This window comes from Cohnella rhizosphaerae (assembly GCF_029525575.1).
GTDB lineage: Bacteria > Bacillota > Bacilli > Paenibacillales > Paenibacillaceae > Cohnella > Cohnella rhizosphaerae.
On sequence record NZ_JAPDIA010000008.1, the window covers coordinates 1,658,876 to 1,678,545 of the forward strand.

General features: G+C 57.8%; 15 protein-coding genes and 3 pseudogenes. 9 read left to right on the plus strand and 9 right to left on the minus strand.

The annotated features are described in order from the left end of the window. Positions 1 to 74: 74 nt before the first annotated feature. Positions 75 to 824: a GNAT family N-acetyltransferase gene (locus tag OMP40_RS31445; protein WP_277537154.1), complete on the minus strand. Its 750-nt coding sequence runs from the start codon at positions 822 to 824 to the stop codon at positions 75 to 77. 132 nt (positions 825 to 956) lie between these two features. Here OMP40_RS31445 and OMP40_RS31450 point away from each other — a divergent pair. Continuing rightward, positions 957 to 1,892, plus strand: a pseudogene (locus OMP40_RS31450) (TRM11 family SAM-dependent methyltransferase). A 78-nt stretch (positions 1,893 to 1,970) separates the two neighbouring features. Here the strand turns inward: OMP40_RS31450 and OMP40_RS31455 are convergent. Genes OMP40_RS31455 through OMP40_RS31465 form a run of 3 tightly spaced genes read right to left on the minus strand, consistent with a single transcriptional unit; the run spans position 1,971 to position 5,944 of the window. Then, positions 1,971 to 3,251 carry an apiosidase-like domain-containing protein gene (locus OMP40_RS31455; RefSeq protein ID WP_277537157.1) on the minus strand — a complete coding sequence of 427 codons (1,281 nt, stop codon included), beginning with the start codon at positions 3,249 to 3,251 and terminating at the stop codon, positions 1,971 to 1,973. Beyond that, positions 3,248 to 5,077 (minus strand): amidohydrolase family protein, encoded by a 1,830-nt coding sequence (locus OMP40_RS31460; protein ID WP_277537159.1) that lies wholly within the window; start codon positions 5,075 to 5,077, stop codon positions 3,248 to 3,250. The genes OMP40_RS31455 and OMP40_RS31460 overlap by 4 nt, the downstream gene beginning before the upstream one ends. A 12-nt stretch (positions 5,078 to 5,089) precedes the next feature. Further along, entirely contained in the window at positions 5,090 to 5,944 is an 855-nt protein-coding gene (locus OMP40_RS31465) for a phosphogluconate dehydrogenase C-terminal domain-containing protein (RefSeq protein ID WP_277537161.1), read from the minus strand. Positions 5,945 to 6,181: 237 nt separating this feature from the next. Here OMP40_RS31465 and OMP40_RS31470 point away from each other — a divergent pair, with 237 nt between their 5' ends. Beyond that, positions 6,182 to 6,985: a sugar phosphate isomerase/epimerase family protein gene (locus OMP40_RS31470; protein ID WP_277537163.1), complete on the plus strand. Its 804-nt coding sequence runs from the start codon at positions 6,182 to 6,184 to the stop codon at positions 6,983 to 6,985. Next, positions 6,982 to 7,614: a GntR family transcriptional regulator gene (locus tag OMP40_RS31475; protein ID WP_277537165.1), complete on the plus strand. Its 633-nt coding sequence runs from the start codon at positions 6,982 to 6,984 to the stop codon at positions 7,612 to 7,614. Before OMP40_RS31470 ends, OMP40_RS31475 begins: the two co-directional genes overlap by 4 nt. Here the strand turns inward: OMP40_RS31475 and OMP40_RS31480 are convergent, their stop codons facing one another. After that, positions 7,615 to 9,084 (minus strand): S-layer homology domain-containing protein, encoded by a 1,470-nt coding sequence (locus OMP40_RS31480; RefSeq protein ID WP_277537168.1) that lies wholly within the window; start codon positions 9,082 to 9,084, stop codon positions 7,615 to 7,617. Positions 9,085 to 9,441: 357 nt separating this feature from the next. Between OMP40_RS31480 and OMP40_RS31485 the strand changes: the two are divergent. The 4 genes and pseudogenes from OMP40_RS31485 (at position 9,442) to OMP40_RS40740 (ending at position 11,318) form a co-directional block, all read left to right on the plus strand. Further along, a pseudogene (locus tag OMP40_RS31485) lies at positions 9,442 to 10,309 on the plus strand (ABC transporter ATP-binding protein). Beyond that, positions 10,291 to 10,662, plus strand: a complete 372-nt coding sequence (locus tag OMP40_RS40730; RefSeq protein WP_338131292.1) for an ABC-2 transporter permease — start codon at positions 10,291 to 10,293, stop codon at positions 10,660 to 10,662. The pseudogene OMP40_RS31485 and the gene OMP40_RS40730 overlap by 19 nt, the downstream one beginning before the upstream one ends. Continuing rightward, positions 10,662 to 10,949, plus strand: a complete 288-nt coding sequence (locus OMP40_RS40735) for a hypothetical protein (protein ID WP_338131293.1) — start codon at positions 10,662 to 10,664, stop codon at positions 10,947 to 10,949. The genes OMP40_RS40730 and OMP40_RS40735 overlap by 1 nt, the downstream gene beginning before the upstream one ends. Before the next feature lie 225 nt (positions 10,950 to 11,174). Beyond that, positions 11,175 to 11,318: a hypothetical protein gene (locus OMP40_RS40740; protein WP_338131294.1), complete on the plus strand. Its 144-nt coding sequence runs from the start codon at positions 11,175 to 11,177 to the stop codon at positions 11,316 to 11,318. Between the two features lie 166 nt (positions 11,319 to 11,484). Here the strand turns inward: OMP40_RS40740 and OMP40_RS31500 are convergent, their stop codons facing one another. Then, positions 11,485 to 13,734, minus strand: a complete 2,250-nt coding sequence (locus tag OMP40_RS31500) for an FAD-dependent oxidoreductase (protein WP_277537170.1) — start codon at positions 13,732 to 13,734, stop codon at positions 11,485 to 11,487. 127 nt (positions 13,735 to 13,861) lie between these two features. Here OMP40_RS31500 and OMP40_RS31505 point away from each other — a divergent pair, with 127 nt between their 5' ends. Then, entirely contained in the window at positions 13,862 to 14,659 is a 798-nt protein-coding gene (locus OMP40_RS31505; protein WP_277537172.1) for a helix-turn-helix domain-containing protein, read from the plus strand. 712 nt (positions 14,660 to 15,371) lie between these two features. Here the strand turns inward: OMP40_RS31505 and OMP40_RS31510 are convergent. After that, complete coding sequence (locus OMP40_RS31510; protein ID WP_277537174.1) at positions 15,372 to 15,830, minus strand: DUF2691 family protein; 459 nt, start codon at positions 15,828 to 15,830, stop codon at positions 15,372 to 15,374. Between the two features lie 476 nt (positions 15,831 to 16,306). On the opposite strand from OMP40_RS31510, the gene OMP40_RS31515 reads away from it, so the two are divergent. Further along, positions 16,307 to 17,335, plus strand: coding sequence for an IS4 family transposase (locus OMP40_RS31515; protein WP_277537176.1), 1,029 nt, complete (start codon positions 16,307 to 16,309; stop codon positions 17,333 to 17,335). Positions 17,336 to 17,674: 339 nt separating this feature from the next. Here the strand turns inward: OMP40_RS31515 and OMP40_RS31520 are convergent. Then, positions 17,675 to 18,692 (minus strand): annotated as a pseudogene (locus OMP40_RS31520) (zinc-binding alcohol dehydrogenase family protein). Continuing rightward, entirely contained in the window at positions 18,689 to 19,642 is a 954-nt protein-coding gene (locus tag OMP40_RS31525; RefSeq protein WP_277537178.1) for an aldo/keto reductase, read from the minus strand. Before OMP40_RS31525 ends, OMP40_RS31520 begins: the two are co-directional and overlap by 4 nt. Positions 19,643 to 19,670: the final 28 nt, after the last annotated feature.

Sequence of the window (19,670 nt, forward strand, 5' to 3'; positions counted from 1 at the left end):
CGTTTCGCGATTCGAATCCATGCTTTGCCGATCATCCTCTAAGCTGTCGGTCCGTCCCGCCATCCATCCGCTTTTCATAAAAAAACGATCTTCATCTTGTCGTTAATAACCTTGCTTCCCTCGGTTAATCTGTACCCCAGTTTTTCGTACAGGTAGCAAAGGCCCGCCTCCTGCCGGATGGTAGCCAGCGCCCACTTCGCTGCATCCGCGTATTGTCGCTCGATCAACGCGAATACGATTTGCGCGATCCCCCGACCTTGATACTCGGGCATTAGAAAGATCGGACTAACACGGTACGTTTTATTTTGTTCGTTAACGATCCGAATCGCCCCGACCGGTAGCGTGGAGAGTACGATCAGGTAGTATTCGGTAAAAGGTTGATTAAGCCGTTCGACGATTCGCGCTACCGTTTCGTTGGCCGGATTCGTATCGAAGTCCTCGTATTTACGCAGCAAAGGCGTAAAAGCGCTTACTTGCATTTCATGAATGAGGGGCGCATCCTGAATGTCCGCTCGTACCAGCCCTACACGAAACGGATCTTGACCGTCGTCGCTGCGACCGAACGATACGATATGCGGCAGCTTCGTATCTTTAAGCCTTTCGTGCGCTTCCGCAATATCCGGTCGAGCGTTCTTCGTGAGGATCCAGCCGCTTATTACGTTTTTAATGATCTCGACTTCGTCATGGCTTCTCTTCGATAAATCGGCTTCGGTCACCGCGATCGGTTCCCCGAAATGCAGCGATAGCGCGGACGTGATTTGAAGCTGCTCCGCTTCCGTGAGCGCCTTGAATGGCGCGAAGAGGCTTCTGTCGTTCGGTTCCAAAGTCAACCCCCCTTTTTTTTCAGCGTCTCCATCTTATTCCATCCGGCGCCTCCCTTATCCTGCTTCCGTGTATAATAAGCGATAGGAACTTCATCCAAAGGCGGTTAGGCTTTGACACTTTCTCCGAATTCCATCCAATACCTTTACACTTGCGCGGCGCATGAAGACGAGCGTTCGCTGTGCCGTCTGGAGCTGCGCGCTTTGTTCGGCATCGACCCGGAATGGCCGGTTTTTAAAAGCAGCGTCGCCATCGACCCCAGCCGAAGTCCGTTTATCCGGGAACGCATTGAAGTATGGTACGAGGGCGACTGCGTCGACGATATCTCGGTTCAAGCGGCGAATATGCCCGCGCTTCATTCGTCGTTTAAGGTGCTGTTCGTGAAGACGAACGATCTGACGGCTGCCGAAAAAATAAATTACGAAGGTAAACGCGGGATCGAGCGTCAAATCGGACTTCGAATCAAGGGTAAAGCGGATATGCGTCATCCGGACCATCTTTTTTGGGGTGGTGACGCTGGGCGGACGCTGGTATTTCGGAGCTTATGTTAAAAATCGCGCCGAATGGCTGAAGCATATGGACAAGCCGCGCCAATACTCGATGGCGCTGCCCGCGCGAGTCGCAAGAGCGGTCGCGAATATCGCGGTTCCGCGCCCTGAAGGCATCGCGGCCATCGATCCATGCTGCGGCATCGGAACCGTCCTCGTCGAGGCGCTGTCGATGGGCATCGACATCGTCGGCCGCGAGATCAATCCGCAGCTGGCGGCCGGCGCGCGCGAAAACCTCGCCTTTTTTCGGTCTGCAAGGCGAGGTCTTCCTCGGTCCGATCGCCGATGCGCGCGCAGGCTACGATGCGGCCATCGTGGATTTGCCGTACAATCACGTTTCGAGGATTACCTCCGGGGGAGCAGCTCTCTATTCTCCGGCACGCCCGCCGGATTGCGGCTCGCGTCGCGGTCGTGTCCATCGAACCGATCGACGGCATGCTGGAGGCTGCCGGGTTCGCCATAGCGGATCGCGGCCTCGTCAAAAAGGGGGCCTTTCGCCGGTACGTGATGCTATGTCATTGAAAAAATCCGCATGCCGTTAAGCATGCGGATCTCGCGGATCTCATCAAGGATCAATAGACAGATACGATGGCGAAGCGATCAGGCTCGCTTCCCGATATACAGCACGTCCGCGTTCGCTTCGGGCAGCTCCAGCACCGTCGCCGCGCCGGCGACGCGCACGCTCGGCACGAGCGGATAACGGGCGCGCAGATCGAACGCTTCCCAGTCGTAGCGCTCCTCGCCGAGCAGCAACGGAAGGCTTCTGGCGTACGGCGCGTAGATCGCGACGCCGCCGCGATCCGCCGAAGCGGCGACGCGAATCTCGGGCTCGTCGATCGCGAGCAGCGTCTGCGCCGACTGCCAGCCGAACAGATCGTAGCGCTCGAACAGCCACTTGCCGAAAGCCGCGTCCCGCGCGCCTTCGAACCGGAGCGACGTGCGCCAGTCGTACGGCGTCATCGAGAAGCCTTCGTTGTTGAACGCCTGACCCCGGCGATGCCAGGACCAGACGCCGTGCGCGCCGTAGCCGAAGCCCGTCGCCGCGCCGGAGAGCACGCTCGTCCAGAACGCCCTGCGGATCATGAACGCGTCGTACCGTCCGTACTTGCCGCCATAGCCGTGACCTTCGTAGCAAGGCTCCACGTTCATGACGGGCCGCTTGACCGGCTTGGCGTTCAGCTTCAGCGCCATGGCGTACGTCTCGTGCTGGCCGTCGATGCTATGGCTCGATTGATACGCGTAAAAGTCGAGCGCCGAATCCTGTTCGAGGCGCGCGGTCAGGTCGACCACGCTTCCGCCGCAGTGCATCGCCGTCAGCGCGCCCGGCTCCAGCCGTTTAAGCGCATGCAGCGCTTCCACGTAATAGTCGTCGGCCTCGCCGGTCTCGAAGTTCGTATCGCCGCTGATGAAGTACATCGGCTCGTACTTGCCGAACGTACGGGATACGTATTCGACGTAAGGCGCGACCGAATCGCGCGGCATGACGTACCGGTTTTCCGTGATCCGGCTCATCCAGTTGCCGGGCGCATAGTCGCCCCAGAGGACGACCAGCACGGGCAGGAATCCCTTGGCGCGCGCGAGCGCCGTCATCTGGCCGGCCCGTTCGAAAAACGGCTCGTCGAAACGCGAGAAATCCCAGCTCCCGTCCTCCCGCACATGAAACGGATACAGGCCAAGGCTGGATTCGCTCCGATCGTGGATAATCGGCAGAATGGAGATCTGTACGGCGTTGAACCCTTGGCCCGCTCTGAAGTCCAGATACGACGCCCACTCCTCCGTCGTGGCGTTGGAGAAGACGCTCCATGCGGTATCCGCCAGATAGAAAAACTTGCTGCCGTCCTTTAAAAAATAAGATTTCGACGGGTCGATCGTCAGACTCATGCGTTGTCCCTCCCGATTTGAATGCGATACAGCGCTTCCGCGCTTTTGCCGAAAATCCATGCCTGATCCTCCGCCGACAGTCCGCACGTGCGCAGCTTGCCGATCTCTGCGCCGGCGTTGTCCGCGTGATCCGATCCGAACAGGAAGCGTCGCGCGCCGAACGTCTCCGCCCAGCGCCGGATCTGGAAGCCCGCCGTCCACGTGATGTCCGCGTACAGATTGTCGTGCCGCTCCATCGCGAGCGCCGTCTCGCCCGCCATGATCATCATGCCGCAGTGAGCCATCACGATGTTCACGTCGGGGAACCGCTCCGCGACCGGCATCAGATTGGCCGGATTCGCGAACGGGATGCCCGCTCCCGTATGCACCATGACGGGAACGTTCCATTTGCGGCCCTGCTCGAACACCTTGCGCCCGTCGCGACTGTCCGGATGGACGGCATGCGCCGATGTGTGCAGCTTGATGCCGACGAAGCCGAGCTCCTCGACGCAGCGCCGAATCTCCTCCGCGTACGCTTCATCTTTAAGATGCGGATTCGGATTAGCCATGCCTAGGAATTGTCCGGGATACCGGCCGGCGAGCGCATAGACGGCGTCGTGCTGCGCCCGCACCGACTCGAGATCGTGACACGAAGCCGGCTGCACGATCGACAGGCCGATCCCGTGCCCGTTATGCTTGTCAATCAGCTCCTCCTCCGTGAACGTCTCGTCGAATACGCAGTCCGCGCCGAGATGGGCGTGTACGTCGATGATCGTCATATCGCTCCCCCGCTCCTCTCGCTTGAAGTAGACCGGCACGTGGCCGGCGGCGCTCTCGTACGTGCCGAATATCATGCGAAGCGTCGTCAGATTGTCTTCGCCGCTCGTCTCGAACGGCCGTCCGTCCGCCAGGCATTGGATAAAATGCGTTTGAAGCCGAAGATGGCTCTCCTCTTGGTCCAGCGGATGCGCCTCGAGCACGGCCGATTCGCCGCCGCCGTCCCGCTGCACGAACCCGATCGCGCCGTCCGCGTACAGCTTGATCGTCCCGTCCTCCCCGTCCACGATCATCTGCTCCAGATGAACCGGACCGACAGCCTCGCCGAGCGGCTCGTCCAGCTTCTGCCTGGTCGCCCAGCTCATGTCCATGTATCCGTATCGGCCGTCGTCGTAGCCGAGCGTGACGATGCCCGCGTCCTCTCCGCGAACGTAGGGACTGACCGTCGACGTCTCTGCGTAGAGCCGGGAAGGCGTACCGAAAAGGAAGCGCCAGGTATCGAACCAATGCGCGCCCATCTCGTAAAAAAGCAGGCGGGGCATCTCGCGAAAAAAGGGCTGCGGCAGCCGGACGCCGGGCCGCATCCGCGGCGTGTAATAGTCCGAATGAATGTAGCGGATCGCATGAAGTCTGCCGCAGCGCCCTTCATCCAGCAACCGTTTGATCTCCCGGAAACGGGAGAGCCAGCGCCAATTTTCCGTGACCATGAGCCTGACGCCCGCCGCGCGCGCCAGTTCGACCATCTCCCCGGCTTCCTCCTCGCTTCGCGCGAACGGCTTCTGGCACAAAATATGCTTGCCCGCCGCAGCCGCCTGCCGCACCAGCTCGACATGCGTATCCGGTCCGGTCACGATATCGACGATATCGAGATCCGCATGCGCGAGCATGGAGCCAAGATCGGCGTAGCGCTCCGCTTCGGGTACGCCGTATCGATCGCCTTTCGCCGCCAGTCTTCCCGGATCCCGGTCGCACAGCGCTTGTATCCTTACGCGCTCGATGCGCTCCCAGGCGTCAAGATGCTTTTGGGACCACCAGCCCGTTCCGACGAGACCGATCTTCCATTTTCGCATGTTCAAACGCTCCTAACCCGCCGAATTCAGCTTTTCCGGATGCAGCATCGCGTCGATCTGCTCGTAGACGGAGGACGGCTCGAACAGGCTTCGCCAGTCCGGCTGGATCATGAACCGCTTTCCGTATTCGATCGCGATCTTGCAGGCGTCGGAGAACGGATTGCCCGCTTCGCCGAACACGATCGCGAGCTGAATGTTGACGTGGCCGAGCATGAAGTCGCGCGCGGCTTCGTAGGGCACGCCGCGGCTCACGGCTTCGTCCATCGCTTCGCGCATAAGCGTCGCCAGCATCGAGCTCACCGTCTCCGCCATCGTCGGCTCGAGGATCGCCATCTGCTCCAGCGTGATCCGGTGCGAACGGAACACCGGCGCGAACATCGCCTTGGCCGTCTCTTCGCCGCGGGCATACTGCGAATCGTCCCCCTGCACGAGCGCGCAGACGATCGCCTGCTTCGCCTTGACGCCCCCAAAGTAATCGCGGCGCGCCTCCGGCGACGTCTCGTCGTTGAACACGGGCGGGTGGCATGGGTGAGAGACGAAGTAGACGATATCGCCGCGCTCGGGCAGCTGCTTCAAATACGCCGCGGCAGGGTCCAGCAGAATCATCATCGCCCCGCTTTTCATAAGCGGCACGACGTTCGCCGACACCGCTCCGATCCGGACATCCGGCACGGCCATAATGACGATATCCGCTTCGGGCACCGCTTCCTCCTGCGCCGAAGGCGCAAGTCCCCGCTGCGCCAGCTGCGCGATGCCGCGCTCGCCCGTTTCCACATACCTCATGTCGTAAAGCGAATCCTTTAAATTATCGGTGATGCGGCAGCCCATTTTGCCGCCTGCGCCGATCAGTGCGACGATGTTGGTCACTGGATACCCCTCCCGGTTCGCGGATCGATTGACGAGTTTCCGCTTCAATTTCAAGCTAAGATTAACACGCCTTACCATTGAATACAATTGGTATACCAAAAAAAATACCGAAAGTATTGTAGGGGCCGAACCGGCATGTTACACTTCTAAAGAACTGAAAATTGATCGCAATGAATTGAAAGCAAATCGCGAAGAATTTGGAAGTTTTATTGCAGCAGCTAAGGGGAGGAATCGCGCATGGGATGGGGAATCGGCAGTTATTCGCTCGCTTGGGCGATCGGCGTGCCGGGATACGAACCGCCGAAGCGTCCGCTTACGGCACGGGAACTGCTGGCCGCAGCCAAAGACGCAGGCGCCGGCGTCGTTCAATACGCCGACAACCTGCCGCTGCACGAGCTGCCCGAAGCGGAGCTTGACGAGCTCGTGCGGCGCGCGCGCGCGTTGGGCATCGCGCTCGAGGTCGGCCTTCGCGGCACCGCGCCAGCGTCGCTAACGCTGTATGCGGACCTCGCGCTCCGGATCGGTTCGCCGCTCGTGCGCACCTTGATTACCGAACCGGATATTCGGTCGGCCTACCGGGATCTCGAGGCTACGCTGCCTATATATGAATCGAAGGGAATCGTCCTCGCGATCGAAAATCACGGGCTGCATACGACGGATCAGCTGGCCGCGCTGTTCGCGCATTTCGACTCGCCCTCCCTCGGCTGCTGCCTCGATACCGTCAATTCGTTCGGCGCGCTCGAGAGTCCGGATGCGGTCATCCGCGCGCTGGCGCCCTATACGGCAAGCCTGCATGTCAAAGACTTCGACATTCAAAGAGTCGACCATCAGATGGGCTTCACGGTGCTGGGCACGCCGACCGGACAAGGCCGTCTGAATTGGAGCCTGCTGCGCGAGGAACTGCAGAAAAGCCGCCGGCGGCCGAATTGGATCATTGAACTATGGACGCCGTTCGCGGGCAGCGTCGAACGGACGATCGAGCTGGAGCGGGAATGGTTCGAAGCCAGCGTAACTTTTGTTCGAGGAGAATGGAAAGCATGAAAACGACGCTTAAAGAAAAAGCCTATGCCGAGCTGAAAAACCTGATCCTGGGCAGCGAATTCGAGCCCGGAGATTATATGACCGAACGCATGCTCGAAGAGAAGCTTTCGATGAGCCGGACGCCGATCCGTTCGGCGCTGGAGCGGCTGGAGAGCGAAGGGCTTGTCCGCTACACCCCGAACAAGGGGCTGTTCGTCGCCGACTTTTCCGTGCAGCGCGCGGTCGACTTCTACGACATCCGCGTCGCGCTGGAGACGCATGTCGTCCGCAAGCTGTCCGCGCGCGCCTGGAGCGAGGACGAACGCGCATGGTTCAGAGACAACCTTGCGCGGCAAAAGGCCTTCATGGAACAGAACGACAATGCCGGCTTCACGGCGGCCGATTCGGCCTTCCACCTTCAGCTCGCGAAATGCCACGAAAACGTCGAGATCATTCAATCGATGGAAAATTTGCAGGACAAGCTGTACCGGATCGCGATTCGCGTCCTGCGCAAGGACACGACGCGCATCCGCTTTTCCTACGAGGATCACGTCCGCATCTTCGAGCTGATCGTCGCCGGACGCCCCGACGAAGCCGCAGCCGCCATGACCGACCATCTGGAATACGGCAAGCGGATTCTGATCCATTAATCAATGGTTGGTTAAAAAGCATACGATTCGAACCGCCTGGCGTTGGCCATGCTCGCCCAGACGTCCGGGCTCTCCCCCGCCCATATACCAGAAGCCGTAGCCGGCTATGCCGTACGATTGGCCGAGTCCGGCTTTAAGCGACAGCGACCGTCCGTCCTCCGCCCAGATCCGATGCCAAGACGCGGCCGCCCCGTAAGAGGCGAAATATTGGCCGGTCTTCTCCTCCCAGCTAACCTTGGCGCGCTTAACCGCCATCCGTTCGTTCTGCTGAAGCAGACTGATCTCCTCGGAGCCGGACGCGCCCGCTTCGGTGCGCCAATCCCGGCTGTAAAGCGGCAGCGCGAGCACCACCCTGCCTGCGGGCACCTGCGCGAGCAGCGCGGTCAAGCCTAGCCGCAGCCAAGGCAGCGAAGATACCGAGCCCGCTTCGCCGCCGGCCCAGTGCTCGTCGTAGCCCATCAGCACGACATAGTCGGCCGTTCTGCCCAGCGCGGCATAATCGAACGCTTCCGTCCAATCGGTGCCGAAGTCGGGCGAGACGTTGACGGACAGAACGGCGGGAATCTTGTCCAGTTCGTCGTTCAATTCAGTCAGGAATGCGGTAAAAGAATTCCGATCGACCGGCGCCACGTTTTCGAAGTCGACGTTAAGCCCGTCGAGTCCGTATCGCCGCACCGAAGCGGCTAATTGCCGTGCGAACGCGCTTCGGCGCGTCGCGTCCGACAGCATCGCATGAGTCGCGTCTTGGTCGAACCGGTTGCCGACCATCGCCCACACCCGCTTGCCTTTTCCGTGCGCCCATGCGACGAGCGAAGCGTCCGCGTTGTCGGCGACGCCGCCCGTTTTGTCGAGAAAAAAGGAACGCGGCGACAACGTATTGATGCCGGAAGCGAGCACCTCCTTTTCATACTGCGCGGTCGACTGCCCGTATTGCCAGCCGAGCAGAATCGGCGTGTCGGGCGTAGCCTCAATCTTCGCCGCCCAGCCCGGGTACGACCATATCCGATCCAGCAGAACGGCCGCCTCCTGCCTCGTCATGGAAGCCCCGGGACGAAAAGTGCCGTCGGCGTCACCCTCCATCACGCCAAGCTGCCGCAGACGGTACACCGCCGCAAGCGACCAGGCCCGGATTCGCGTCTGATCCCGATAGATTTGCGCGGACGGTACAGCGTTCGCCGGCTGTTTCAAAGCGCGCGCGATCAGGACCGCCGCTTCTTCGCGCGTCACCGGGCGATACGGCGCGAACGACGCGCCGGACATCCCCTTGGCCATTCCTAACTGAATCGCAGGCTGCACCCACCGATAAAACCATGCCGACTTCGGCACGTCCGAAAAAGAAGGAATCGCGCTCTCGACGGGCTCGATGCGCAGCAGCCGGTCCAGCATCGTCATGAATTCCGCGCGGGTTACCGGCTTGTCTGGCTCGAAGCGGCGCTCTCCCGTGCCGGTCAGAATATGTAACGCCGCCATGTTCACAATCGCCCGGGCGGCGAAATTGTCGCGCACGTCGTCAAACGGGAGCGTGCTCGAAGCGGCGTCCGCGGACGCCGTTAACCAGGGCGCGCCCGGCCCTCCTGCCAGCGCGGCGGCGAGCGCCGCGACAGCAGTCTTTTTTGCGGACTGAAGCGACTATTTTACACAACATTACGAATCACGCGCTCCGATCGTCGATAGACTTCCGTCTCTATCGTAATCAATCGGCAATCGGTTACCTATCCTCAAATAATGGCAGCGGCGTCAGCCTTGCGCGCTATCGTTTGACGGCGCGTTTTGCGGATGATATATTGTGCATACACGATATACACAATTTTAGCTGGGAGGCTTGTTATGCTGGCGTTGGATGTCCGGAACGTAAATAAGAAATATGACCGCTTTCAGTTGAAGAATGTCTCGTTTCAGCTTGAAAAGGGCTATATCATGGGATTTATCGGCGCGAACGGCGCCGGAAAAACGACGACCATCAAATCGATCCTGAACTTGGCCCGGCTGGACAGCGGCGACGTGCGCATTTTTGGCAAGCGCATGGCGGATCACGAGCTCGAGCTGAAGCAGGACATCGGGTGCGCGTTCGGCGACATCGATTTTTACACGCGGAGCAAGTTAAGCAAGTTGACGGACGTCTTCAAGAAGTTTTACAAAAACTGGGACGACAAGACTTACAATGCCTACTTAAAACGATTCAAACTGGACGAAAACAAAAAAAATCGCCGAATTGTCGACCGGCATGAAGGTGAAGTACAGCTTGGCCCTCGCACTCTCGCATGGCGCGAAGCTGCTCATTCTCGACGAACCGACCAGCGGTCTCGATCCGGTCGCGCGGGACGACCTGCTGGATATTTTCCAGTCGCTCGTGGCGGACGGCGAGATCAGCATCCTTTTCTCCACGCATATTACCTCGGATCTGGAGAAGTGCGCGGACTTCATTACGTACATCGACGACGGGCAAATTATCGACAGCGCCGACAAAGAGGCGTTCAAGGCATCCTATCGTTTGCTTAACGGGAAGGAAAGCGAGCTCGAGCAAGTCAGAAGCAAGCTCATCTCCTGCAGAATCACTTCCTTCGGCTTTACCGGCTTGATTCGCGCCGACGACTTCGACCCCGACACGGGCATCCGGTCCGCCTTGCCGAGCCTGGAGGAAATCATGGTGTATTACGCCAAAAAAGGAGGAAGCGCATGTTGTATAACCTGCTGATCAAGGACTTCAAACTGGGCGTAAATCCGTGGTATTTGGCGATGCCCGTGCTGACAGGCGCTTTGATGCTCGTTCCCGGCTGGATTTATTTCCTCGTCCTGCTGTACTTTTGCTGGATTACGATTCCCAACATGTTTGCCGGCTTTCGCGCGCAGAACGATTTGTTGTTCACGTCCATGATGCCCGTCGCCAAAAAGGATATGGTCAAAGCGAGAATGCTCGTCATCGTCTGTCTGGAGCTGCTCCATATCGCGTTCGCGGTCATTTTCGGCGTCATTCATCGCTTTTTTGTATCCCGATTTCATTTATTACTTTTACGCGCCGACGATCGGTTTTTTTGGGATTGTGCCTGATGATGATGGCGATCTTTAATGTCCTGTTTTTTCCGATTTATTATAAAACGGCGTACAAACACGGGAATGCGGCGATCGCTTCGATCGCGGCCGCGATGCTTTTTGCCGCAGTCGCGCAATGGGCGGGAATCGCAAGCGCCGACGTGTCTGGCGTAATCAACGACACCGGCACCGGCCATCTCGCGGCGCAATCGTTCATTTTGGTCGCGGGGATCGCGATTTTCGCCGCTTTAACGGCGCTGGCCTATCGATTATCGGTCCGACATTTCCGGAAAGTGGAGCTATGATGAACATAGCGATCTCGAGCGCATCCGAAAAACCGATTTACCAGCAGCTGTTCGATCAGATCAGCGCTCAAATATTGAAAGGCGAGCTTCCGAGCGGCTATTGCTTGCCGCCGATACGGCAGGCGGCGCTGGAATTGCAAATCAGCGTCATCACCGTCAAAAAAAGCCTGGGAGGCGCTCGAACGCTCCCGCTTGATTCATACCGTCACGGGAAAAGGGTGTTTTGTGGCCGAATTCACGCCCGGGGACATGCGCCGCCTGCGCAACGACATGGTATCGAAGCAGATGGCGATCGACGTTGCCTACTACAAGTCGTTCGGCCTGGCCTTCGAGGAAGTGGTAGCTTTGATGAAGGACGTTTATGAATGAACGTCATGCTCCCCCCCATTTTATTCCTCTTTTAAGAGAACAAGCAATAACGAGTTGCTGTAAGCCGGGAAAATAAAGCAAAGACGCGATCCGCAGCGCCAACTTCGCGAAGCGGTATCGCGTCTTTGCGTTTAGCAGGCGAGGCTCCCTGCTCGAAGAGACCGATTTAGGCGTACACGCGCACTTCGACGATCTCCGCATACGCGGCGCCGTTGGTCGCTTCGACGACGATGCGCAGCCGATCGGACTGCAACGGCGCCTCGAGGCGATGGACGTTTTTGCGCTTGTAATTGCCGCGTCCTTCGGCGACCGTCACCCACTCGTCGTGCTTAAGGGCCTCGACGCGGTAGTCCTTGACGAGCGTCGGCATCGCCTCGTACGGCGTCATATGATGGTGCAAATTGATCAAGTCGTCGTTGACGTCGTCGTTGAAGACGAGGTGCAGCTCGCGAATCGGGGCCGGCTCGTTCCATGCGAGCTCCAGCCATTCGGAGCGGCCTTCGGTCATTCGCTCGGACGACCACAGATGCGGCCCGCCGTAAGGACGGAGGTAGCCGTCGATGGTCTTATCCGCGGCGAAAGCGGCCGTCTCGGACGTCAGACGGATGCATGGCGCCGCGTGATCGAATTCATGCTTCCTCCACGCGACGAGCGGCTGCCCCGCCTGATGTTCTTCGTTGGGCCGCGATGGGTTCGATAGACCGCTCTTCCGATAAGCGAGCACGCCCGAGCTCGGCCGGTCCGACAGCTGCAGCGAAAGCGCTTCGTTCGCCTTGACGACGAGAAAAGCGTTGCATGCCATCTGCGGCGTCCAGCTTAAGTCAAGCTTCGCCCACTGCATGCCGCCGGCGGACAAGTCGACCGAGGCTTCCGCAAGCTTGGCATGCGGCACGTAATTTTCCGGCCGGCCTGTGTCCCATAGCTCGACGACAAGCGTCGTCTGCGAAGCGGCGTCCACGAGCAGCTCGATACCGTCAAGCTTGGGATCGACCGGCACGGTGATGCCGATGTCGGTCTCGAGCGGGATGGCATACGCCGACTGCTCGATGCCGAAGCGGCTTCGCTCGCTCGATGCCGAGACGCTCGCGCGGCGCGCCAGATCGGCCTCGTCTTCGCCGCGAAGCCCGATGATCGAGGCGTCCTGGCGCAGCAGCGTCTGCTGCAACTCGCGCAGATGATTGCCGTGAAGCTCGCGCGGCGTGATGCCTTTGGCGGCGCAGAGCGCCGCGCCGGCGCCCGCGGCTTCGCCCATGACGGCGCAGGTCGCCATGACGCGCGTCGTGCCGAACGCGACATGCGACGCGCTGATGTCGCGGCCGGCCATCAGCATGTTGTTCACGTTGGCCGAATAGAGCGAACGGAACGGAATGTGATAGACGCCGTCCGCGAACATATGCTTCGATCCCGACTCGGTCGCGTACACGCCCTGCGGCGGGTGCAGGTCGATCGACCAACCGCCGAACGCGACGCGATCGTCGAATTCCCGCTGCGCCAGAATATCGTTCTGGTTCAGCACGTAGTCGCCGACGAAGCGGCGATATTCGCGTTTGCCGGGCAGCGCGCCGACCCATTCCAACGTCATGTTTTCCGCGTCGAACTTCCCGGAATTTTTAATATAATCCCAAATTCCGTAGATGACCGACCACAGCTCGTCGCGAATCCGCTCGTTGTCGTGGACCGTGTCGTGCTCGCCTCCCCATTCGATCCACCAGTACGCGCAGCCGTTGTCCCCGCTCCGAATGATGCGACGCTCGGGTATCGTCGTTTTCGTCACGTCGATCGCCATCCGCGGCGGCGTATACTTGACCGGATGACCGGTGTCTTTCGTATAAAAAAGCAGCGTGCTGCCGAGCGTGATCTCGTCGGCGACCTCGGGCGCCCATTCTTCGCCGAATTCCGCTCTGGCTTCGCGTCCCAGCCGGTACCGTGCGCCGGCCAGAAAACCGACCAGCCCGTCCCCCGTACAGTCGAGATATACCGCGCTCTCGAAACGGATCCGCCGCTCCGAGCCCATCATCCAGCCGATCGCCGCGCGGATCGTACGATCGTCCGCCTCTCCGTCCGCTTCGACCTCGTGCACGTCCGTATTCAGGAACAGCTGGATGTTCGGCTCCGCGCGTACCGCCTCCAGCACGACCATATCCCAGAAATACGGATTGCCTTCCTTATTGCGAAATTGATTTTCCACGAACAGCTCGCCCATGATGCCGGTCTCTCTCGCGTAGCGCTGGGTGCCGTGCGCGGTCGCTCCGCACACCCAGACGCGCACCTCGCTGCTCGAATTGCCGCCGAGCACCGGTCGGTTGTTGACGAGCGCGACGGTCCGCCCCAGCCGCGCAGCCGCGATCGCCGCGTTGACGCCCGCCAGTCCGCCTCCGACCACGGTGATATCGGTTTTTACGGTTTCGTTCCGCATGCCCTGATCTCTCCTCGAATCGAACGTTTATCCTCCATTTCATCTTAATCGTCTCACTTGCCAAATAACATGCAGTCCATTACGATATCCATATCCGTTGTTTCACGCAGATGGGAGCGTAGCATATTTGAAAAACGAATGGTCCCTGCACCCGCTCGCCTTTACGTACTGGGTCAAAAAAGAGCAATTCCTGCTGGCGCAAGATACGGATCCGGCATGGACGATGTTCGCGGTCGAGCGCGGCCGGTTCGCGTACCGGATCGGCGCGCATGCAGGCGAAGCCGGCTTCGGCGACCTCGTCGTATGCCCGCCGGGCATCGCCTTCCATCGCCGTGCGTTGTCGCCGCTGACGTTTCATTTCATCAAGTTCGATTGGGAGGTTGCGCCGGGTCCGGATGAATCGGCGGCGCTTGGCGGAAGGTGGACGGTCCGCGACGCGGAGCGCCTCTTGTCGACCTACCGGTATATGAAGGAGATCGGAGGCGCGATTCGGCAGGAGCCCGCGCTGGGCCGGATGAAGCACATGATGGAGGACTTGTGGCGACTCATGGAGATCGAACGAAGCCATGCCGAGTCGGCGGCTCGTTATTCGTCCGACGCGCCAGCGCCCGATATGGTCGAAGCGCGCAAGTGGCTGCTCGAACGCGCCTATCAGCCGCTCGCCATGCGCGAGCTCTCGGATGCGCTCGGCATCAGCCCCGTGCAGTTGACCCGGCGATTCCGCGCCGCATATCGAACGACGCCGACCGAGTTCGTGACCGGTCTTCGGCTCGAACGGGCATGCCGGCTGCTGGAGGAGACCACGCAGCCGCTCGACTGGATCGCGCAGCAGTGCGGCTACGAGAACGGCTTCTACCTCAGCCGCGTCTTCACCGCCAAGCTCGGGATGACGCCGTCGGCCCATCGGCGACTGCATCGCGTCTGAACGGCGGGTGCACGCCGTTGTGCGGTAAAATCGCGTAATTTCGGGCAAATCGTTGGTTGCGAGCTCAGTTGTGCGGCAGTACCGCACAACCCGGAGCAAAACGTGGGCTGGGGACGCAGTTGTGCGTTGTTACCTTGCAACTCCCGATAAAACGCGGGCCGCTAGACGAGTTGTGCGGCTATACCGCGTAACGCTTGATAAATCGTTGCCTGCGAGACGAATTGTACGATAAAACCTTGCAAATGATAAGACACCTCTATTACAGCCGTCTTATGGCTTCCGAAGAGGTCGTTTGAAACAGGTTCAAATCAGACTTGAATCTTCTAATGCAAGCTCCGTTCGTTCTTCAGCTCTAGGAGGATCATATCTAACCGCTCAATGATCCTTTCCTCGTTTTGTATTTGTTTTTTCAAACAGGTGTGAATCGTACCGAGTCCCACCACGACCAAGATCATAAACAAACTAAAGTATAAAATCATAAATTCACCGCTTTTCTCGTTTATCGACTGACATCGTTTATACATGTTTGGATTCTTGCGTTTCAAATTCCGCGTCTTTAATTTTTGGAAGGGTGCCAGCAATTAGATTAAGATCCCAAATATTTTGTGGATTGCGTTACGTTCCATACGATGCTCGGTGTCAGCGCCTTAAGATGCCGATAATGATTAACTTTGTAGCGAGACTCTTCAACCGCCTCTCTCCCCTTCTACAATTACCAGACCTTAAATTTGTACCTCGCATCCGTCTCATCAATAATCTCCGGCGTGAACCCCTGACTTGATATAAATCGAGAAAAGCGCTCTAAAACTTCAAGATCCTTCAAATATATATCAATGTAATAACAGTCAACGATAAGCACTACCATCTTCGCCGGACTCTTAACGAACTCATTCCAGTCCTTAACCTCAGGTTCGTCTGAAGTACATTCGTAATTTTTGTCGAAAGCGATAAATTCACCGAATATGGCATGCACGTTATGAAAACGAAGTTCCTTTACCAACTTTTCTCCATCCGAGAATTTCACGTTGAACTCGCTGTCTAACTCCTGATCTAACGTATCTAAATTATCGATGTACCAACGATATTTATAAGCATCCAAGGAGGCAAAAATGCTCGCCGTTTGGATATGGTCATCCTGCCCGGTTTGAAATCTTAATCCTCTGATCGACATTTTCGACTCCTAATCGTTGGGAACTAAAGTATTTTTTCTAACGATTTTAAATATTTATTTCTATATTCCTCAGCTTGAATGTTTTTCATGTTTTCCTACGATGTAACCTCTACATTTTACCAGGATTTCTTTGCTAGCTCCTAAGGATAAAACGAATTCCCCATGTAATGCTTCATTTTCCATAATTAATTGATTTCTAGGAGATAATAAACAATTCCTCCCAAGTTTAAAAATAAGTTAGGCATCTCCGGCTTCTTCCAGTCACTAGATAATCAAAAATACCGTAAAATTGTACGCCTGTTGATTATCAAAAAAATGGTAGCAAAAAAGACCGCTCATTCCTGTAAAGTGTTTGTACCCCTACAAACCTTACGGAAGGTGAGACGGTCTCATGAACTATCGTACAATGTTCGCCCCTATTCTTCAATCCTTCATTCCTAACGAAGAGATTCAACCTTTGTTACAGCAGGCCAATTATGTCGATACAGCAAGGAAATTTACAGTCTACGAGCTCTTTATTTTTCTTGCTGAAGCGGCGCTTGGGCAATGGGATGGCTATCGGGACGGAGAAAAGCGGATGGTCGCCTGTGGGCTGCGCCAAGCGGATCACTCTACGATCTCCAAAAAAAGCGAAAGAGGTTCCGTTCAACGTCTTTAAACAATTGCTGCATCTGTTGATTCGTAAATGCAATCGCTCTACGCGCCGGCGTCTTCGGCTTCCGAAAGAGCCGCTGGCGGTCGATTCCACGACCATTTCCGCCGGTCACAATCGACTGCCTTGGGCGCCATCGGCCAAAGGAGAGAAGAGCGGCATTAAGCTGCACGTATCTTTGTTGACAGAGACCGGCGAAATCCATCGTGTAACGGAATCGACGGGAAAACAGCATGATTCGACCTTATGCAGTAGGGTAACAGACCCAGATTTCATTCTGGTTGCGGATCGTGCATACGGAAAGCATAAGCAATTTGATACCTACATGGAGCAGGAGCAACGGCAGTATTTTGTCATCCGGGTGAGATACAACACGTTCCTGCATGAGCCTGTTTATCGCGATCGAAAACGACCCTACAAACATACGATTGAGCAAGATTTGACCTGCCAACTCGGAACAAAGGCGCGCTTGACCCGCCATCGATTTCGGGTCGTGAAGCTAAAGGATCCCCAAGGCAACCCGGTTGTTCTCGTGACCAACTTGCACCGTCCCTCGGCGGAGAAAATTGCAGAAATCTACCGACAACGGTGGCAAATCGAAGTATTTTTTCGATGGATTAAACAGCATTTGAATGTGCCCAAACTATTTGGAAGGACACCGAATGCCGTTTACGGACAATTATATACCGCATTGATCGTATACGTGCTGCTTCAGTACGTGTATGTGCAGGGAAATAGCCAGGTTCACCCCAGCGCACGGTTGTCTTTTGCGGCGTTTGACCGACTAATCAGCTTGGCTGCCTTGCCTCCCGAATGGGTGGTTTATTTGGCTCACCATTTAGCATTGCCATAACCCAGATTCTGGTAAATAAACAGACGTATAAAATTGCGCTATTCTCTTACGAATTCTATCGCCCGCTGCCCCGCATCATGCACGGCACCCAAAATTCGCACAAATTTGCGCTATTCACGTACTCACTGCACCCGCCTTCCCCCCCGAGCAACACATGTTGTGTGCAAAATAGCGCAAAATGGCGCTTTTCTCGTACCCAGGCCGCAAACGCTAATATCCGCTCACCTGAGCCCAGTTCTAACTATTCAGCAGCGGAACGGCAAAAGAGCCGCCCGGTCGTCTCGCGACTTTTGGGACAGCTCCATTCTCAAACATTGCTTATTTAGTTTTCCGTCTCCATCAAAGCTCGACCATCGCCTTGATCACCTTCGATTCGGGCTTCAGCCATTCCTCGAATTGCCCGATCATGTCGTCGAGCGAAGACCGGTGCGTAATATAGCGGTTGACGTCTATCGTCCCGGCGCGGATCACTTCCAGTACGCGTTCGAAGTCCTCTCTTGTCGCGTTGCGGCTGGCCATCAGCGTCAGCTCGCGCTTGTGGAACTCGGGATCGTGGAATGCGATGTCGGCGCTGACCAGTCCGACGTAAATCAGCCTGCCTCCATGCGCCGCGTAGCCGAAGGCCGCTGCCATCGACTGCGCATTGCCCGTCGCGTCGAATACGACGGTCGGCAGCTCGCCGCCGTTGGCTCCCGGCACGGCAGCGAGCTGATCGCGAAGCGCGTTCACCGTCGCATCAACCCCCGCCCACGCCCGGCAAAACGCAAGCCGGTCCTCGTTGACGTCCATGGCGACGACCCGCGCGCCGCGCGACTTGGCGAACGCCATGACGCCGAGTCCGATCGGACCGCCGCCGATGACGAGCGCGGTCTCCCCGGCCGCGAGCCCCGACCGGCGCACCGCATGCGCCCCGATCGCGAACGGCTCCAGCGCCGCGGTCTGATCGAGCGTCAGATCGTTCGCCGCGATCAGATGAGAGACCGGCACGGCCATTCGCTCCCGCATGCCGCCGTCGATATGAACGCCGAGCACCTTCATATCCGTGCAGCAGTTCGTCTTGCCGCCGCGGCAGGCGATACAAGTCCCGCAGTGCATATAGGGAATGACGCTGACGCGATCGCCGACCGCAACCCCCCTCTTCGTTCGGTCCGACCGCTTCGACGACGCCCGCAAGCTCATGCCCCAGGATGCGGGGATAAGCGAAAAACGGCTGCCGGCCTTTGAAGGCGTGCAGATCGGTCCCGCAAATGCCGATTCGTTTCAATGCGATGATGGCGCAGCCGGGCGAAAGCTCGGGTTCCGGCAAATCTTCTACAAACACAAAACGTTCGACCTCCGCGCAGACGACGCCTCTCATGCTTCGTCGCCTCCGATCCCCGCATTGTACTCCTCGCGTCCGCTCACCCAAGTCCGATTGTGCACCGGCTGCAAAATCGCGAGCACCTCGGCCAGCAGTCCTTCGTCGATCGGCTCCTCGGTCCATGCCGCGTTTTTCTGAATATTGGTCGGATTGGCCGTACTCACCAGCGTCGTCGGAATCCGTTCGTCCGATGTGGAAAACTGAATCGCCAGCTTGGCGATATCCGCGCCCTGCGACTCGCAATAGCGCGCCGCTTCGAGACATACAGCCTTGGTCTGCGGCGAAGCCGGATGCCAGTCCGGCGTGCCCCGCGTACCGAGCAGACCCATGGACAGCGGCGAAGCGTTGACGAGTCCCGTGCGACGGGATTCGAGCAGCGGCAGCAAGCCTAACAAACTCGTATCGTTCAGGGCATAATGGCAGTACGAGATGATACAATCCATTTCGACGCGCGGTATGAAGGTCTCGAACAATCCCAAAGGAAGTCCGCAAATCCCGCCGAACCGGATCTTGCCGCGTTCCTTCAGCCGCTGCAGCGCCGGAATCGCTTCATTTAATATGATGTCGGCCGGCACGAACTCGATATCGTGCAAATACAAAATGTCGATCTCGTTCACGTTCAACCGAGCGAGACTTTCATCGACGCTCGCGACGATCCGGTCAAACGAGAAATCGAAGTCATCCACGCCGTACCTGCCGGCCTTCGTCGACAGTACGTACTTGTCGCGCGGAATATTTTTCAGCGCCTTGCCCAGCACGGTCTCCGCTTTGGTCAAGCCGTAATAAGGCGAAACGTCGATATAATTGATTCCGGCATCGATCGCCGCATGCACCGTCCGAACGCTCTCTCCCTCGTCGGTCTGCCGGAAAACGGACCCGAGCGAAGATGCCCCGAAGCTTAATACGGAGACGTCGAGACCCGTTTTCCCCAATTGACGATACTTCATTGATTGCAGTCCTCCCCCCTTTTGAATC

Coding starts and splice junctions, on each gene's coding strand:
- OMP40_RS31470 (WP_277537163.1), top strand. CDS start 6,182: ATGGGATGGGGAATCGGCAGTTATTCGCTCGCTTGGGCGATCGGCGTG.
- OMP40_RS31475 (WP_277537165.1), top strand. CDS start 6,982: ATGAAAACGACGCTTAAAGAAAAAGCCTATGCCGAGCTGAAAAACCTG.
- OMP40_RS31460 (WP_277537159.1), bottom strand. CDS start 5,077: ATGCGAAAATGGAAGATCGGTCTCGTCGGAACGGGCTGGTGGTCCCAA.
- OMP40_RS31480 (WP_277537168.1), bottom strand. CDS start 9,084: ATGGCGGCGTTACATATTCTGACCGGCACGGGAGAGCGCCGCTTCGAG.
- OMP40_RS40730 (WP_338131292.1), top strand. CDS start 10,291: ATGTTGTATAACCTGCTGATCAAGGACTTCAAACTGGGCGTAAATCCG.
- OMP40_RS40735 (WP_338131293.1), top strand. CDS start 10,662: ATGATGATGGCGATCTTTAATGTCCTGTTTTTTCCGATTTATTATAAA.
- OMP40_RS31525 (WP_277537178.1), bottom strand. CDS start 19,642: ATGAAGTATCGTCAATTGGGGAAAACGGGTCTCGACGTCTCCGTATTA.
- OMP40_RS31500 (WP_277537170.1), bottom strand. CDS start 13,734: ATGCGGAACGAAACCGTAAAAACCGATATCACCGTGGTCGGAGGCGGA.
- OMP40_RS31515 (WP_277537176.1), top strand. CDS start 16,307: ATGTCGATACAGCAAGGAAATTTACAGTCTACGAGCTCTTTATTTTTC.
- OMP40_RS31510 (WP_277537174.1), bottom strand. CDS start 15,830: ATGTCGATCAGAGGATTAAGATTTCAAACCGGGCAGGATGACCATATC.
- OMP40_RS31455 (WP_277537157.1), bottom strand. CDS start 3,251: ATGAGTCTGACGATCGACCCGTCGAAATCTTATTTTTTAAAGGACGGC.